Annotated in this window: 14 protein-coding genes and 3 pseudogenes; 13 read left to right on the forward strand and 4 right to left on the reverse strand. The window is 35.2% G+C overall.

Annotation, left to right across the window (positions count from 1 at the left end; genetic code table 11):
• Positions 1-2: 2 nt before the first annotated feature.
• Genes LS41612_RS11500 through LS41612_RS11510 form a run of 3 tightly spaced genes read left to right on the forward strand, consistent with a single transcriptional unit; the run spans position 3 to position 3,148 of the window.
• A complete protein-coding gene (locus tag LS41612_RS11500) occupies positions 3-1,217 on the forward strand; it encodes an ATP-grasp domain-containing protein (RefSeq protein ID WP_024364163.1) in 1,215 nt (404 codons plus the stop codon).
• Complete coding sequence (locus LS41612_RS11505) at positions 1,210-2,409, forward strand: ATP-grasp domain-containing protein (protein WP_024364164.1); 1,200 nt, start codon at positions 1,210-1,212, stop codon at positions 2,407-2,409. Before LS41612_RS11500 ends, LS41612_RS11505 begins: the two co-directional genes overlap by 8 nt.
• Positions 2,410-2,422: 13 nt before the next feature.
• A complete protein-coding gene (locus tag LS41612_RS11510; RefSeq protein WP_024364165.1) occupies positions 2,423-3,148 on the forward strand; it encodes a metallophosphoesterase family protein in 726 nt (241 codons plus the stop codon).
• Between the two features lie 284 nt (positions 3,149-3,432).
• Here the strand turns inward: LS41612_RS11510 and LS41612_RS11515 are convergent.
• Positions 3,433-4,326: pseudogene (locus tag LS41612_RS11515) on the reverse strand (IS1182 family transposase); the annotation flags it as partial.
• Positions 4,327-4,448: 122 nt separating this feature from the next.
• On the opposite strand from LS41612_RS11515, the gene tnpA reads away from it, so the two are divergent.
• Positions 4,449-4,925, forward strand: a complete 477-nt coding sequence (gene tnpA / locus LS41612_RS11520; protein ID WP_024364892.1) for an IS200/IS605 family transposase — start codon at positions 4,449-4,451, stop codon at positions 4,923-4,925.
• A gap of 125 nt (positions 4,926-5,050) precedes the next feature.
• Here tnpA and LS41612_RS11525 read toward each other — a convergent pair.
• The 3 genes and pseudogenes from LS41612_RS11525 to LS41612_RS11535 all read right to left on the reverse strand — a co-directional run.
• Positions 5,051-5,527, reverse strand: a pseudogene (locus LS41612_RS11525) (transposase); the annotation flags it as partial.
• Positions 5,528-5,774: 247 nt separating this feature from the next.
• Complete coding sequence (locus LS41612_RS11530) at positions 5,775-6,572, reverse strand: transposase (protein ID WP_024364798.1); 798 nt, start codon at positions 6,570-6,572, stop codon at positions 5,775-5,777.
• Positions 6,560-7,102, reverse strand: a complete 543-nt coding sequence (locus tag LS41612_RS11535) for a hypothetical protein (protein WP_024364799.1) — start codon at positions 7,100-7,102, stop codon at positions 6,560-6,562. Before LS41612_RS11535 ends, LS41612_RS11530 begins: the two co-directional genes overlap by 13 nt.
• A gap of 558 nt (positions 7,103-7,660) precedes the next feature.
• On the opposite strand from LS41612_RS11535, the gene LS41612_RS11540 reads away from it, so the two are divergent.
• The 9 genes and pseudogenes from LS41612_RS11540 (at position 7,661) to fdrA (ending at position 15,505) form a co-directional block, all read left to right on the forward strand.
• Positions 7,661-8,674: a S66 family peptidase gene (locus tag LS41612_RS11540; RefSeq protein WP_024364800.1), complete on the forward strand. Its 1,014-nt coding sequence runs from the start codon at positions 7,661-7,663 to the stop codon at positions 8,672-8,674.
• A 26-nt stretch (positions 8,675-8,700) separates the two neighbouring features.
• Positions 8,701-8,966: pseudogene (locus LS41612_RS11545) on the forward strand (CPCC family cysteine-rich protein).
• Between the two features lie 147 nt (positions 8,967-9,113).
• Positions 9,114-9,398 (forward strand): hypothetical protein, encoded by a 285-nt coding sequence (locus LS41612_RS11550; RefSeq protein ID WP_051147796.1) that lies wholly within the window; start codon positions 9,114-9,116, stop codon positions 9,396-9,398.
• Between the two features lie 303 nt (positions 9,399-9,701).
• Positions 9,702-11,330, forward strand: a complete 1,629-nt coding sequence (locus LS41612_RS11555; RefSeq protein WP_024364801.1) for a PucR family transcriptional regulator — start codon at positions 9,702-9,704, stop codon at positions 11,328-11,330.
• 260 nt (positions 11,331-11,590) lie between these two features.
• On the forward strand, positions 11,591-11,776 hold the full coding sequence (locus tag LS41612_RS11560) for a XapX domain-containing protein (protein WP_024364802.1): 186 nt from the start codon (positions 11,591-11,593) through the stop codon (positions 11,774-11,776).
• 71 nt (positions 11,777-11,847) lie between these two features.
• Entirely contained in the window at positions 11,848-12,009 is a 162-nt protein-coding gene (locus LS41612_RS11565) for a XapX domain-containing protein (RefSeq protein WP_024364803.1), read from the forward strand.
• A 191-nt stretch (positions 12,010-12,200) separates the two neighbouring features.
• A complete protein-coding gene (locus tag LS41612_RS11570) occupies positions 12,201-12,878 on the forward strand; it encodes a cysteine hydrolase family protein (protein ID WP_024364804.1) in 678 nt (225 codons plus the stop codon).
• A gap of 141 nt (positions 12,879-13,019) precedes the next feature.
• On the forward strand, positions 13,020-13,949 hold the full coding sequence (locus LS41612_RS11575) for an oxamate carbamoyltransferase subunit AllH family protein (protein ID WP_024364805.1): 930 nt from the start codon (positions 13,020-13,022) through the stop codon (positions 13,947-13,949).
• 2 nt (positions 13,950-13,951) lie between these two features.
• Positions 13,952-15,505 (forward strand): acyl-CoA synthetase FdrA, encoded by a 1,554-nt coding sequence (fdrA, locus tag LS41612_RS11580; RefSeq protein ID WP_024364806.1) that lies wholly within the window; start codon positions 13,952-13,954, stop codon positions 15,503-15,505.
• Position 15,506 lies beyond the last annotated feature (1 nt).

The raw sequence follows: 15,506 nt of genomic DNA on the forward strand, positions 1-15,506 counted from the left end.
ATATGAAGAATATACTATTAATCGGAGCTAATAAAAAGGAATTTGCAAAGAAATTTGAATCTAAAGACAATATAAAACGGATATTGATTATAGAGGAATGGTATAAAGATCTATATTCAATTGAAAAGTATGAGATTGTAAAATATGTAAAATCAATTAATGATTATGAGGAAATAATTAAAAAAATAGAAGAAATAAAAAGTAAGATTGAAATAGAATCAATAATTGCTGTTTCAGAAAGAGCAATACTAACAGCAGGATTTGTTAGAAATTACTTAGGTATAAATGGAATGTCTTATGATGATTCTTTGCTATTTACAAATAAATATATAATGAAAGAAAAGTTCTCAAAATTGGGTTATTGCTTGCCATGCATATCGTTTGAAGATTTTAAAATTGATACAAGTAATAAATTTCCTATGATTATAAAACCGATATATGGTTCCGCTGCAAAAGGAATTCAAAAAATTAATAGTTTTACGGACTTTCAAACTAAAATAAAATTGATAGCTGATAAAGACGTAATTATCGAGCCATTTCTAAAAATAAAAAAAGAATTTCATATTGATTCAATAGTAATTAATGGTAAGGTACTATTTTATTCAATATCAGAATACTTTACTCCAATGTTAGAAAGAGAACATGGATCCTTTATGATTGGGGAGAATCATAAATTATATAAAGAACTAAAAAGTTTAAATGAAAATATTATCAACCACATAAATATTCAAGACTCATATGTAACTCATGCTGAATTTCTATTAGATGAAGATTATAACTTATATCTTGGCGAAATAGCTTGTAGGCCAGGTGGAGGTAAAATAATAGATTTAATAAACAGAGTGTATAGTATTGACTTTGATGATGTAGTAATAGAACTAAGTTTGAATAATATGATTGGAGTAATTGAACGAATTAAACAAATAAAAAATAAAAAATATGATACTAGAATTAATGCATGGTTTGGCTTACCGACAAAAAGTGGAATGGTTTCATCGATTTCAGAAAATACAACTTTTTTAAAGATTAAGGGTGTATTTGATTCAAAAGTTGAACTAAAAAAAGGAGATATAGTGAATAAGAATTTTCATTCATCATCAATCTCTGGTTATGTATTATTTAAAGGTAATACAATAGAAGAAGTACAATCAATAAAAAATAAAATAGAAAACAACTTTACTTTAAACACAATAAATGAAGGAGAAAATTATGATTAAATTTCTTTTAATGCAACAACCATCTTCTACATCTTTAATTGATCACCATCTATTTGAAATGTATAAAGGAAATCTTGAGATTGTTTTAATAACAGGAAAAGAAAGTAAAAGGAAAGTGTTTCATAACAATACTAAAGTTGTTCATTTAAATAATTACTTTGCTGAAGAAGCTTTTAAAGAAATATGTGATGTAATTGAAAAATTCAAACCCGATTTTATAGCATCAAATTCTGAAAAAGATGTTTATAGAGTATCCTGTTTAAGGTCTTTATTTAATATTCAAGGCTTAAAGTCGAATTTTGGAATATTCTTTAGAGACAAAGTTAAAATGAAAAGTCTATTTGAAATGGCAAACATCCCGTATACACCATATTGTCATCCATATTCTCTAGAAGAAATAGTAGATTTTCAAAATGAGCATAAAAAAATAGTTCTAAAGCCAATTAGCGGAGCTGGTTCAGTAGGTGTTGAAATTTTTGAAAATTCAGAAGAGATTTTAAAGTATTTTAAAAATCATGGCAATGTAATGGACTTAATTAACGGTAGTTACATACTTGAAAAATTTATAAACGGAAATGTATTTCATGTAGATGTTCTAAGCTATAAAAATAATCCATTATTAATAATACCGTCGAAATATGTGAATCCGCCTCATGAATTTTTGCAAAAAAATATTGGAGGAGTCTTATTACAGGAATCATCCATGGAATATAAGATTCTTAAGGAGTATTCAGAAAAAATTTACAGTGTTCTTCCAGAGGAACAGTATATAACAGCAATTCATTTTGAGGTATTTCAAGATGAGTATGGGAATTTTTATGCTGGTGAAGTAGCAGCAAGAACAGGCGGAGGTATGATAAAAGATAATATTACTCAAAAATATAAAATTAATATCTCCCTAGCTAGTTATGATTTATGGATTAGCCCTAAACAACTAGAAAAACAAATAGGTGAAAAAGAAAATAATTTATCTTATGGTTACTTTATGATAACGAGTGATGCTTATTGTGTGGAAAAATTAAATAAAGAAGAGTTTGAAATTGAGAAACTGTGGATTGCTGACAAAGCTATTAATAAGCATGCGACTTCATCGGTAGATGCCAAAGCCGGTATGCTTTTGAAAGGTGAAAATGAAAAAGAAGTTATTCGAAAAATAAATAACATAGAAAGTATACTGAAAATAAATAATTAAAGAGGGCAGTATCATGAGGTTTGCAGTTATATCAGATATTCATGGAAATAAAGATGCATTACATGCTGTTATAAAAGATATTCGGTCTCGTAAAATTAATGATATTTTCAATTTAGGAGATAGCTTATATGGACCATTATTTCCAATAGAGACATATAGAATGATAAAAGAAGCAAATATAAAAAGTATAAAAGGAAATTGCGATAGATTACTAGAATCTAATTTTTCAGAAAATCCTACAGTCCAATATTGTATTGATAAGTTAGAAGAAGAGCATAGAGAGTGGTTAAGAAATCTTCCTTTTTCTATTGAAGTAGACGATTTATATTTTTGTCATGCTTCTCCCACAAGTGACGAAGAATATTTGGTTAATCAAATAAGTAATGGAAATTTAACAATTAAAGATAATAATGAGCTGGTCAATGAATCTGAAAAAGTAACACAAAATATTATATTTTGCGGTCATTCACATATCCCTATGATAACTTATTTGCCAAATAACAAAGTAATAGTTAATCCAGGAAGTGTAGGTTTACCGGCATATGAAGAATTTGAACCATTTTACTATAAAATGGAGTCAGGGAATCCTTTGGCGAAATATGTAATAGTTGAGAAGATTGACAACGAATATTCATTTGAGCAGATATCTATTCCGTATAATACCTCACTATCAATATTTTATAGTAATCTAAATAATAGGAAAGATTGGGCGACTGCATTGGAAAAGGGTAAATTTTGAGTTTTATTTTGTTGATTAAACGAATATAAATGAATAATCCAAGTTTTCATGGCGTGGTCATTAATTATTAAAAAATTTACAAGCAATATTGTTTTGGTATATTCTACTGTGATATGAAAACTGAAGAATTAAAAATAAGTATAGTTCATTATTTTGAACTATACTTCAGATTGTCGACAAAAGGCATCAAGAAGTTTTAAACTTGATGCCTTTTGTTATTTTTTATAGTAAATAATTGGATTTTATTCCCGAGTTGACCATACTCTATGAGCAGATCTATCTCCTTAAGCAGCTTGCCATGTCCAAGTAGCAAGCTTTTTCAAGTTCATGGCAGCAAAAGTAAGCATCGCCTTCATGGACAATTTTTTAAGACCCCTTAAGGTTGTCCATCGCATACCATGCTTTTCTTTTGCATCTGCAAAGACACGTTCAATCGTTTCTTTGCGCTTTGCATAAATTTGTTTAATAGCATATGAATGACGTAAATGTTCAGCTTCTTCCATATATGTTTCCCATATATGACGTTGAATAAGTTTTTGATGATTCTTGCTTTCTGTACATTGTGATAACCAGGGGCAATTCGCACAAATCGTTGGATTCGATTTATATTGGCGATACCCTTCCTTTGTGGTTGTCGTATATTTCAATACCTGCCCTTGTGGGCAAAGATAACAATTATAGTACTCATCGTACACATATTCATGCTTTCGAAAGAAACCATCTTTTGTTTTAGGACGTGTATAAGGGAGAACAGGTAACATTTGATTCTCTAATAAAAAGTTAGTGATGGCAGGTGTTTTATAAGCAGCATCCGCAGCAATCGCTAATGGCTTTTTCACTTTTTCAATGATTTTTTCAACAAGTGGCTGCAATACATAGCTATCGTGCACATTTCCTGGAGTCACAATCGTACCTAATACAAAGCCTTTTTCATCTGTCGCTGCATGAAATGAATACGCAAACTGCTTAGTCCGTTCATCCTTAACATAATAACCACTCTCAGGGTCTGTCGTACTTTCCTTGATTTCTTTCCATTCGTCTTTTTCAAATTTCTCTGGTGGGAAGGGCTTTTTTCCGTGTTCCTCACGATCAATATTTAATTCCAGTTGAAGTTTCTCTTCATAAGCACGTGTTTCTTTTCGAACGACTTTTTTATCATACTTTCGCTTATTTGTATTTTTTGAAAACCCCTTGCTATGCGAGGGGTTCTAAAGAGCTTCTAGCTATGGACAAGAAAAAATCCCCAGCCGTACAATAAATTCAGGTCTGGTCAACCGACTTCGTACGAAAGGGGATCCAAATGGATAATAAAAGTTTAGCACACACAACATGGAATTGTAAGTATCACATCGTCTTTGCGCCAAAATATAGAAGGCAGATTATTTATGGACAAATTAAAGTAGATGTAGGTAGAATTCTTCGCCAGTTATGTGAAAGAAAAGGAGTAGAAATTATAGAAGCAACAGCCTGTCCTGATCATATTCATATGTTGGTAAGTATTCCACCAAAATTAAGTGTTTCATCGTTTGTGGGTTATTTGAAAGGGAAAAGTAGTTTAATGATATTCGACCGACATGCGAACCTGAAATACAAATATGGAAACAGGAAGTTTTGGTGTCGCGGATATTATGTAGATACAGTAGGAAGAAACAGAAAAATCATTCAGGAATATATAAAAAATCAATTACAAGAGGATATTCTTGAGGATCAAATGAGCATGAAAGAATTCATTGATCCATTTACAGGAGAAGAAATAAAAGCAAAAAAGCGAAAATGATAAAACCACTTTAGTGGTAGCGTGAAAACGGAGTGCGGTTGGCGGACCTTTCAGTGTGTCTTTAGACATGGGCCAGTACCCCAGCGTTTCACGCGTAGAGCAAACCACCAGTTAGACTGGTGGTTCTGATTAGCGCTTGCCTTTACATGCGTGGAATCAATAAATACATGGTCTGCATGCAGGAGACCCTTCTTCATAATTTCTTTTAGAATACGATAGAAAATTTGTTCAAACACATCTGTGTCTTGAAACCGTCGCACATAATTTTTACCGAAGGTAGAGAAGTGTGGAACTTCTGTATGGAAGCCAAATCCTAAAAACCAACGATAGGCCATGTTCGTTTCAATTTCTTTAATAGTTTGAAGCATTGAGCGAATACCGAAAACATATTGAATAAAGGTCATTTTAAAGAGAACAACAGGGTCAATACTTGGACGCCCTAAAGATGAATAGAGGTTTTCCACTAATGGATAGATAAACGAAAAATCAATCGCTGCCTCTAGTTTTCGGACTAAATGGTCTTGTGGCACCAATTGGTCAATTGTCAGTATTTCTAATTGTTCACGTTCATTGATTTGATTTTTTTCGACATCATTTTCCATCACCTCAAATAGATTATTTTATTTATAGTTGATTGATAGCAATTCATATCAAGTTGATTGGAGCGAAGGGCGGGCGACCATAGCCGTGTACTTTAGAAGAAATATTGAAGTTCTAATTGATAATTTTTCAAAAGCTTAATGTTGTATAGGATTGTTTTTGGAAGTTATAATTATGGTGTTTAGATATGGGCATAACAAATAAACCCAAAATAAAGAAATACCTTATTTTGGATTTTTGTGTGTCCAATCAAACAAATAAAGTGTGCTGTTGTAGCTTTGTGCTTTTTAAGTTGTATTTTTCTGTGGTGGGAATAAGACGCTTAAGGAACAAACTCCAACTCCGCATACTTTTTTTAGCTTCGAAAATAAGGTGGTTTATCCTATTCGAAAACATACGGATAGATAAATCTTCACTGATGAATTTATTGCATGTTTTCCAAACAATCTTTCGAAGATAACCTGTGGTCATCATACTTAGTAACATAACGATACATTGGCTATAGATATGGCATAACCAACGTTCCACTTTCATGTCTTTTATTTGATGAAGTTTTAAATGGGACTTCCATGTTTTGAAACGAAGTTCAATCTGCCAGCGAAGACGGTATAACTGCGTTATTTTTTCGGCAGAAATTGTTCGCGGCAAATTCGTTATGTAAATCGTCAATCCCGAAAGTGAAGCAACATGTTCTTTTGGAATAGAGCGAGATTTTTTTTGATAACTTCTCAATCTCTTTTTGACATTTTTTTCTTCTTGTTTCTCATCATGACGATAAATAATACAGCGTGTGCACATTTTTTTATGTCTGCCGACATAAATCTTATCCCATTCTCGATACTGTCCCCTAGGTAATGTTTTCAATTCTTCTTCCATGTATAGACGCTGGTAGCGATGTTTTTCAATGAAAGAACCATCTGGATGACAAGGAGGATTATCGACTTCGAGAAAGAATTGCGAATCCATTCTAGCTCTTGATAGATAAAAGGCTTCCGATTGGTGAATTTGTTCAAAAACATCCAAATGATAATACCCTAAATCCTGCAAGAATAAATCCCCTTTTTTGTATCTGCAGACTTCCCATCTTCTAAACGAAACCAAAGTAATTTCTCACTTACATAATCAAATTCAAATTGGATTTTCGCACCGGCATCTCTCGTTCCTTTAAAATGTTTTTCATATGCTTTTGGCAGTTTAAAACTTGTACTATCCAAAATTCGAACACGTTTAAATGGATATTTTTTCTTGACCTTCATTTCTGCCAATGGGGCCTGTAATTGATATTGAAATAGACGCTCAAATAGTGATTTAAAAAAGTCGACAGTTTCGGTCGTAAATCGTTTATTTAAACCTGATTTAGTGATGCGTATCTGATGGTTCTCTAAATCACGGCATAGACAATTTAATGAAGGCTGTACAAGATTCGCGTTTTGTCGAAAGACAAGTGAGACAAAGTCAGATGCAGAAATTTGACGTTCTCGTTTAATAAATCCCGTCTCTCTGGCTAGCTCTTCAAGATGATACGGGTGGAAAAGTCGAAAACATTCTTTCAAATACAAATTGTGTTGATTGTACATAAAAAAACCTCCTCTAAGTTTTCATTTTTATACTAACTTAGAAGAGGTATTTATTAAAAATAATTTAATTTAGCTTAAGTACACGGCTATGGGCGGGCGACTCCTGCGGGAACGCACAGTACGTAAGACGCAACAGACCACGCGTTAGCGAGGGTTGCGGCTTACGATGTGCCCGCGGAAAGCGCCCGAACGTAGCGGAAATCAACGGGAGTAGACATCTATTTTTATTTTAAAATGAAAAAAGACTGTAGGCAAACTCGAAATTTTTCGAGTTTGTCTACAGTCTGAAGTATAGTTCATTATTTGAACTATACTTGTTTTTGTATATATGACTTACTATCAGATGTGGCTAGAAGTGATGTAGATTATAAAAAAAGTCCAACAGGCATTGCTCACTATGTTGTCCAATAATGATGTGGAATCTACCAAATGTTATTCAATTAACGTGTTGTGGCTTTTTGGTATGATTAAAAATTTATCTAATATGTTTTCACCAATTTCATCATTGTTCGATTAATTTGTATTTGGTAAAATAATGAAAAAACAGGAGGAATCAATATGATCAAATACCCGCGCTTAGAAAAAGATGCAACAATCGGAGTAACGGCACCTTCATCAGGGGTTCCGGAGGGGCTACATGAGATGTTTAAACAATCCTGTGAGCGTCTGAAATCGAAAGGTTTTCATATTATTTGTGGTGATACGGTTTGGACTCAAGAAAAAGCTAAATCAGCTTCTGCCGAAAAACGGGCGGATGAGTTTAATGAAATGATGAGTGCCGATCATATAAATATCATCATTCCTCCATGGGGTGGGGAACTGTTAATTGAAATACTTGATAAAATTGATTTTGAACAGATAAAAAACAAATGGGTAGTAGGATATTCAGATATCAGTGCATTATTATTAGCAATTACATTAAAAACAGGTATAGCTACTGCTCATGGTACTAATCTTGTAGATTTAAGAGGCGAATATTCAGATGACACTACTGCCATGTGGCAGGCTGTATTATCGACTAATAGTGGGGAATCTGTCCTGCAATATTCATCATCTAAATATCAAAAGGAATGGCAACACAATGCTCCCTCGCTATGTGTTTTTCATTTAACAGAACAAACTTATTGGAAAACTGTGTCCAATCAACAAGTACAGATACAAGGCCGTTTACTTGGCGGATGTATAGACGTGATTAGACATTTGATTGGGACAGCTTATGGTGATGTCCAAACCTTTAGAAAACAATATATCAGTGGGGAGCCTGTGTTATGGTATTTAGAGAATTGTGAATTAAACACACCAGATTTAAAAAGGTCATTAGTTCAAATGAAGCTTGCTGGTTGGTTTGAGCAATGTGCAGGGATTATGTTCGGTCGAAGTGATGCGAATACGCCTGTAAATAATTACACAGTGGAAGATGTTTATAATGAGCTGTCTGATGAGCTTGGGATACCTATTATTTATAATGTGGATTGTGGTCATGTTCCTCCACAAATAACTTTTATCAATGGTGCTTATGCTGAAGTAGAGGTAGTAGAGGGCAAAGGAATTGTTTTGCAAATCTTTAAGTAAAGTCAGAGAAAAAGAGGAGAGGTGTTATGAAATATACTTGTCCTTGTTGTGGATATAAAACATTAGACGAAGAACCCCCAGGAACTTATGCCATATGTACAATTTGTTTTTGGGAAGATGATGGCGTTCAATGGGATGACCCTGATTGGGAAGGAGGAGCTAATCTTCCATCCTTAAGGCAAGCCCAAAAAACTTTATGGTATTTGGGGCTTGTGAAGAAAGATGCATAGAGTTTGTCAGAAAACCTAATGATAAAGATGAAAAAGATCTTAATTGGAAACAGTTAATTTAGAATTTAGGAGGTAGTTGAACTGAGTCATTGTTCATTTATCGCAACAAATTATGCAATGCCAGAAGTGGAAACAAAAGCGAAGACGATTACTGCTAGGGAAGCTATGGAATTAGCATCAAACCACATGAGTTGGTACCTTGGGAGAAGATGGATCCTAGTGCCCAAATAGTAGTAGTTGAAAATAATGAGGACTTTAATGAGTTGGTCATTAAAAAGGATGCTTACTATGATGTTAGTGGATATACAAGTTATCCATTTATTTATGAAGTTACTTTTATATATTCGGAATTAAGGGCAAAGCATTTACTGGCGTACCTAGAGAAAAATATTAGAGAAGAGCAAATCGTAGAATTATGGAGGGTATGGATTGGTCATGACGAGAATGAACTACATATACCGTATGTTAACGTAAACTACGAAGCAACAAAATGAACAGAATCATCCGTGACTAAGAAAGATTATGTCAGCCAGCATAGTCTTTTTTATTGCCACCAAAAATACATAGGTTTGAATAAAGCTAGTGGTTCATAATTGTCGAGGACCAAAGGGTGGTCGCTATTCGTGTTATAATAAAAACATCTTGTTTGACGAAGTATCCATTGAAAGTAAATGGGTTGTCGGTGTGTTTTTTCTTTGGTAGCACCACAACCATCCATCATGAAGCTGTCACGTAATAATGCATGCGGTCTAATAAACGAAAATAAGGGAACTTTTTTTCTCGTCTGGAGTGATAATATGTTTATTACAATAAGTGATGTTTTGAACATGGAGGGATTTGAAGATGTAGAAGTCCTTGCAGGAGAGACTGGATTGAGCCGTAGAGTTGAAAATGTCTATTTTATGGAAGTTCCGGATATTTACGCATATATCGATCAAAACGGATTGCTACTCACTACCTTGTATCCTGTTGCTGATAAACCAGAGCATATTGAAACACTAATTCCAAAATTAGCTGAATTGAATCTTGCAGGAATTGCCATTAAGCCAGGAAGATATGTCGCTGAAATTCCAACCATTATGGTGGAGCAAGCAAATGAACTTGGTATTCCGCTAATGAAGCTACCACATGGTGCAAACTTATCTACACTCACTAATCAAGTACTGACAAAGTTTTTAGACGTAAAGACATCGCTGTTGGAATTTCGAAATAAGATGCATCAGCAATTACTGGAGTTATTATTGGAGGGCACAGATGTCAACAAGTTCGTGCATTCGATTGCTAGTCTTGTTAATGCCCCAGTCTTGCTTCTTAACAATGATTTTGAATATGTCGGGTCTTCACTTCACAACGAACATAAAATTTCAATCCAACACAAGGCGTACAATTCAGATGCGAGCAAAAGCACATTTTCTGTGCAAGTCGATGATACCGTTTATGACAAAAATGATTTGTTTATTCAGTGCATTTTTGCAGGAGGCAATGACTATGGCTTTTTGGTTATATTGTTAGAAAAAGAAAAAAATCTAACAGAGGATTTAATTATTGCTATTGAACAAGCCTCCTTTATAATCGCTTTTTTATTTCAAACAGAGCAAACATTGCTTCAAAAAGAAAGAAATCATTTAAGCAGTTTTGTCCGAGACATTTTTCATAATCAATATACTTCCCAAACGGAAATGATTGAAAAAGCGAAAGTGTTTAGATGGAACTTGCAATTTCCACTTGTTCTAGTAAGTATCAAAACAAATGAGAAAGATAGCGAAAAGAAATTGGCGATATTTCACAAAATGCTTGATTCAGGTCTAATTGAGGGCTCGGCTTCTAAAATGGTGGATGTTCCGATAGAAAATTGCAAAGTTCTTTATATTAATGACTCTTTAGTATGTTTTATTAGTCTGGTGTCTGAAAAGAATGTTCGGAAAAAACTCCAAAATCTAGGGGACACGATAGTCACGCTGTTTGAGAAAAATGGGCATCTTGGGGTTAGTATATCCGATACAGTCCATCATTTTAACCAAATGAAAGAGTACTATGACAATTCAACATTAGTGTTTCAAGTTTATAAAGAACTTTTACAAAAACAGTCCTACGTTCATTTTTATGGCGATATCGGCTTGTTCCGACTGTTTCATTATGTTGATAATCTTTACATGCTGGAAGATTTCGTAACCGAAAAATTAGGGAAAGTGTTCGAATATGATAAAAAGAAAAATACAAATCTTTTAGAAACGCTTAAGTACTACATTAAAAATAATACAAATGTGCAAAAAACGGCAGATGATATGTTTGTTCATTATAATACGATGCGTTACCGAATCAATAAGCTGAAAGAACTTGGCATCGACGGTGAGGACGGCTTCGAATTAACAGAAATTTCATTAGCTTACCAATTGCATCGATACTTACAACTGAAAAAAGGGTGAGGGTGAAGAACCCTAGCGACGACTTTACGTTGGACATTGTCTTCTCGACAATGTCTTTTTTTTGTAAAAAAGGCGTTATGCTTTGTAGAAAGTTGCCAATTAAAAGAGAAATAAATATCAACTTCTTACAATGATTAAAACGCTTTCAAATGCTATCATGTAGGTATTGAAGGAGGGAGGTTTCAATAAACAGCAGTCATCATAGACGATTTAGGTATTTAGTTTCTGTATTACACTTTGGAATACAAGGAGTGTTGGAAATGCGTGACTATCTTTTGTCTTTAGCCGGTGGTTTGATTGTAGGGATATTATTTTCTTTAGTTAAGTTACCGTTACCTGCCCCTCCTTTGGTAGGTATATTTGGAATGGTAGGTATATTTTTAGGAGGTGTACTAATGGATTCTCTTTTCAATTCTCTCAAAGAAAAGAGAAATGTGAGTACGTAAACGAACCACCAGAAAATGTTTGGTTATGCGGTTTTTAATGAATACATCCCACTAAAAAAGGAGAATGTAAGATGTTGCAGATTATCTTGTCATTCATAGGAGGTTTACTTGTAGGCATTTTATTCAAATTCATCAAGCTGCCAGTGCCGGCTCCCCCTCTTATTGGTATTGTTGGGGTAGTAGGAATCTTTCTAGGTGCTGAGCTAGTAAACGCTGTCCTGCGTCTTTTCTAAAAAGACATAAAATCTTCTTCCTTCATTAGGCTAACTTATAACGTCGGATTATAAACGTTTGAGTTAAGTTGCCTATCTCCATATAATGGACTCAAGTTTTTCCTGTATTATTTTCCGTTTCATCAAAAAAATCATTGCGGTCAGTTTTCTAAAGCTAGATGTTTTGAATACCATTCGAGAGGGAGATCTACATGAATAAAGTATATACGATAGAAGCGAAACCTTATAGTTTTGAATTTGAGTTAGAAACAACAGCGTTAATCATTATTGATATGCAGCGTGACTTTTGTGCACCGGGTGGCTTTGGTGAAAAGCTAGGGAATGATATTACGCTAACACGCTCCATTATTCCTACTATTAAGACGGTTTTGGAAGTTGCACGTGAAAAGGGTATGATGGTTATCTACACTCGTGAAGGGCATCGCCTAGATTTATCAGATTGCCCGCCAAGTAAATTAAAACGCGGCAGCAAGCAAGGAGCAGGCATTGGTGATGAAGGTCCAATGGGAAGAATTCTTATCCGCGGTGAGTATGGTCATGATATTGTGGACGAGCTAAAGCCTGTTGAAGGCGAAGTTATTATTGATAAACCTGGAAAAGGTTCTTTTTATCAAACAGATCTTGAAGTGATTTTAAACAATAAAGGTATTACACATTTGCTTGTTGCAGGGGTAACGACTCATGTCTGTGTTCAAACGACGATTCGTGAAGCGAATGACCGTGGATTTGACTGTTTACTACTTGAAGATTGCTCAGCAGCATTTGATCCAAAAGACCATGAAGACTCCATTCACATGATTAACCAGCAAGGTGGCATCTTTGGGTGGACAGCTCCGTCGAAAAATTTGCTTGTTGCACTTGAAGATTAACGAAGAAAGCATTTGCACGAAGTATTTACTAAAGCGTTCTCATTTAAGAGAATAAACAGTTGAGGGCATGCTACATTCACATGTCCAATGCATGCCCGTATCCGTAATTCTACTAGCTATCATGAGAATATGGTGATATCTATGGTTCCAACATATACAGGTAAAATCAATCAGATGGACGGTCGTCTACTTGAATGGTTGCGCCAACAATCCATTGGTGAACCAATTGGAGTAGTCCACAGTGTTTTCGATAATGTAGTAAATTTCACAACTGATGACGGTACAATGCTCTTTTCTTTAGCAAAAAACGAGGTGATTCAATCACCTAGCATGATGAAAACCTGTCAGAATGACTATTTTTCTAAGATGTGTTCGACCATAATGTTGACTAAATCTATTTGTTTAATTGATTATAATTTATTGAAAATCAACGATTGGCAATGGGATTTTTCCAATGCGGCCATTTGGAATAGGAATATTAAGCCGCACTGTCAAGCAAAGCTAAAGCCAACTGTATCCCGCTTGCGGCTATTAAACAATTTTATCCTACAACACGGAGCAACAGGAGGAATCTACGCGGCGTGGAAAAGCTTCACGTATCCAGACTGGGAAGTTCCTATGGCTACACGAAAAAATATCTATTTCTCCCCGTTTCTTGAAGGGTTAGAGCAGCTAAAAGATGATATGAAGGCAGATAAGTTTGACAGGTTTTTTGATAACTTTGCGGGACTTGGCATGGGGTTAACACCGTCTGGCGATGATTTTCTAACAGGGTTATTAGCTACCTGGCAGTATTTTGAATCCCCACTATATAAAAAAATGGAAAGCTGTAGCGCAAAATGGTTGCAGAGATTGAAAGGTAGAACGACTACGGTAAGCTATTTTATGCTAAAGCAATGCCTGGAGGGACAGGTCAACGAAGCTTTACTTAATGTATTGGACAACATAGATGGTAATCCAATCCCTCATTTACAGCGTATTTTAGAAATGGGATCGACCTCTGGGACAGATATGCTGACTGGTGTTAGCGTAGCATATCAACAGCTTATCGACCTAAAGGAGGAAAAATAATTATGACATCTAAAGTATTGATAGAAAGTAACGCCTATCATGACTCGGTAACATTAATGTCACTATCAAGCAAAATAAATCGTATGGATGGCGTCGAGCAGGCCGTTGTTTCGATGGCAACCGAAATGAACAAAGAGTTGCTAGAAAACATTGGTCTGCTAACGGATGAGGCGAAAGTAGCTACGGGAAATGATTTAATTATTGCCTTGATTACAGATACAGATGAGCGAGCAGAGGAAGTGATAACACTTATCCACACAGAATTAACTTCCAAAAAGGTAAAGAAAGGAAAAGACAATTATCATACAGCGAAAACGCTGACTTCTGCATTGCATCTCTTACCGAATGCTAATATGGCGATTATCTCCGTTCCAGGAAAATATGCAGCGCGCGAAGCGAGTCAAGCCTTAAAAAAAGGCATGCACGTTATGTTGTTCAGTGACAATGTAAGTATGGAAGATGAAAAAGTTTTGAAGGAAATAGGGAGAGACAACGGTTTATTCGTTATGGGGCCAGACTGCGGGACAGCAATTATCAATCGCAGTGGACTGTGCTTTGCCAATAAAGTAAGCGAAGGAGGCATTGGACTAGTGGCAGCCTCTGGAACAGGGCTACAGGAAGTGACGGTACAAATTGATCGACTTGGTTACGGTATTACACAGGCAATTGGTACGGGAGGTCGCGATCTCCATGAATCAATTGGCGGAATTATGATGCTTCAAGGGCTTCAAGCATTGGAGAACGATGACAATACAAAGGTCATCACATTAATTTCTAAACCTCCAGCGCGAAATGTTCAGGACAAAATTCTTGCAGAAGTGAAAAAATGCCGAAAACCCGTTGTAGTTTGCTTTTTAGATGGTGATGCAAAAGCAGTTGAGGCAGCAGGAGCCAACTTTTCTCCTACATTAATTGATGCTGCCCGCAAATCTGTTCAATTACTTGATACGCAAGCCGTAATCGAAACGGACATTGCAAAGAGCGTTCAACGATGGATTGCTGAAGAAAAAGCAAAATTAGCAGATGTTCAGCAAGACATTCGTGGATTATTCTGCGGTGGTACACTGACAGCAGAAGCATTATCCATTCTCCGCTCTTCAGGAATAAGCGTAAAAAGTAATGTCGCTAAAAAAGAGGAAGAGAAACTTAACGACATTACCTATAGTGTAGGTCATACGTTGCTTGATATGGGCGATGATGAATTTACAAAAGGTAAACCACATCCGATGATAGAGCCTTCACTTAGAAATGAGCGGATTCTTCAAGAAGCACGAGACCCTCAAACTGCTGTTCTGTTATTAGACTTTGAATTGGGATATGGTGCCCATGAAGATCCGGTAGGTGTAACACTAGAGACGCTTCAATTAGCAAGAGACGAGGCTACACAGGCAGGAAGGCACTTGCCAATCGTTACTTATATTTGCGGCACTTCTAAAGATAAACAAGATTATCAGCAGCAACTAAAGAAACTTCAATCTATAGGCGCTTTTGTTGCCGATAGCAATGAAATGGCAACAAGAATTGCCGCGATGCTTGTACAAAAGGAGGTCAATTAAA

The organism is Lysinibacillus sphaericus (genome assembly GCF_002982115.1).
GTDB lineage: Bacteria > Bacillota > Bacilli > Bacillales_A > Planococcaceae > Lysinibacillus > Lysinibacillus sphaericus.

Coding starts and splice junctions, on each gene's coding strand:
- LS41612_RS11500 (WP_024364163.1), top strand. CDS start 3: ATGAAGAATATACTATTAATCGGAGCTAATAAAAAGGAATTTGCAAAG.
- LS41612_RS11505 (WP_024364164.1), top strand. CDS start 1,210: ATGATTAAATTTCTTTTAATGCAACAACCATCTTCTACATCTTTAATT.
- LS41612_RS11510 (WP_024364165.1), top strand. CDS start 2,423: ATGAGGTTTGCAGTTATATCAGATATTCATGGAAATAAAGATGCATTA.
- tnpA (WP_024364892.1), top strand. CDS start 4,449: ATGGATAATAAAAGTTTAGCACACACAACATGGAATTGTAAGTATCAC.
- LS41612_RS11535 (WP_024364799.1), bottom strand. CDS start 7,102: ATGTACAATCAACACAATTTGTATTTGAAAGAATGTTTTCGACTTTTC.
- LS41612_RS11540 (WP_024364800.1), top strand. CDS start 7,661: ATGATCAAATACCCGCGCTTAGAAAAAGATGCAACAATCGGAGTAACG.
- LS41612_RS11550 (WP_051147796.1), top strand. CDS start 9,114: ATGGATCCTAGTGCCCAAATAGTAGTAGTTGAAAATAATGAGGACTTT.
- LS41612_RS11555 (WP_024364801.1), top strand. CDS start 9,702: ATGTTTATTACAATAAGTGATGTTTTGAACATGGAGGGATTTGAAGAT.
- LS41612_RS11560 (WP_024364802.1), top strand. CDS start 11,591: ATGCGTGACTATCTTTTGTCTTTAGCCGGTGGTTTGATTGTAGGGATA.
- LS41612_RS11565 (WP_024364803.1), top strand. CDS start 11,848: ATGTTGCAGATTATCTTGTCATTCATAGGAGGTTTACTTGTAGGCATT.
- LS41612_RS11570 (WP_024364804.1), top strand. CDS start 12,201: ATGAATAAAGTATATACGATAGAAGCGAAACCTTATAGTTTTGAATTT.
- LS41612_RS11575 (WP_024364805.1), top strand. CDS start 13,020: ATGGTTCCAACATATACAGGTAAAATCAATCAGATGGACGGTCGTCTA.
- fdrA (WP_024364806.1), top strand. CDS start 13,952: ATGACATCTAAAGTATTGATAGAAAGTAACGCCTATCATGACTCGGTA.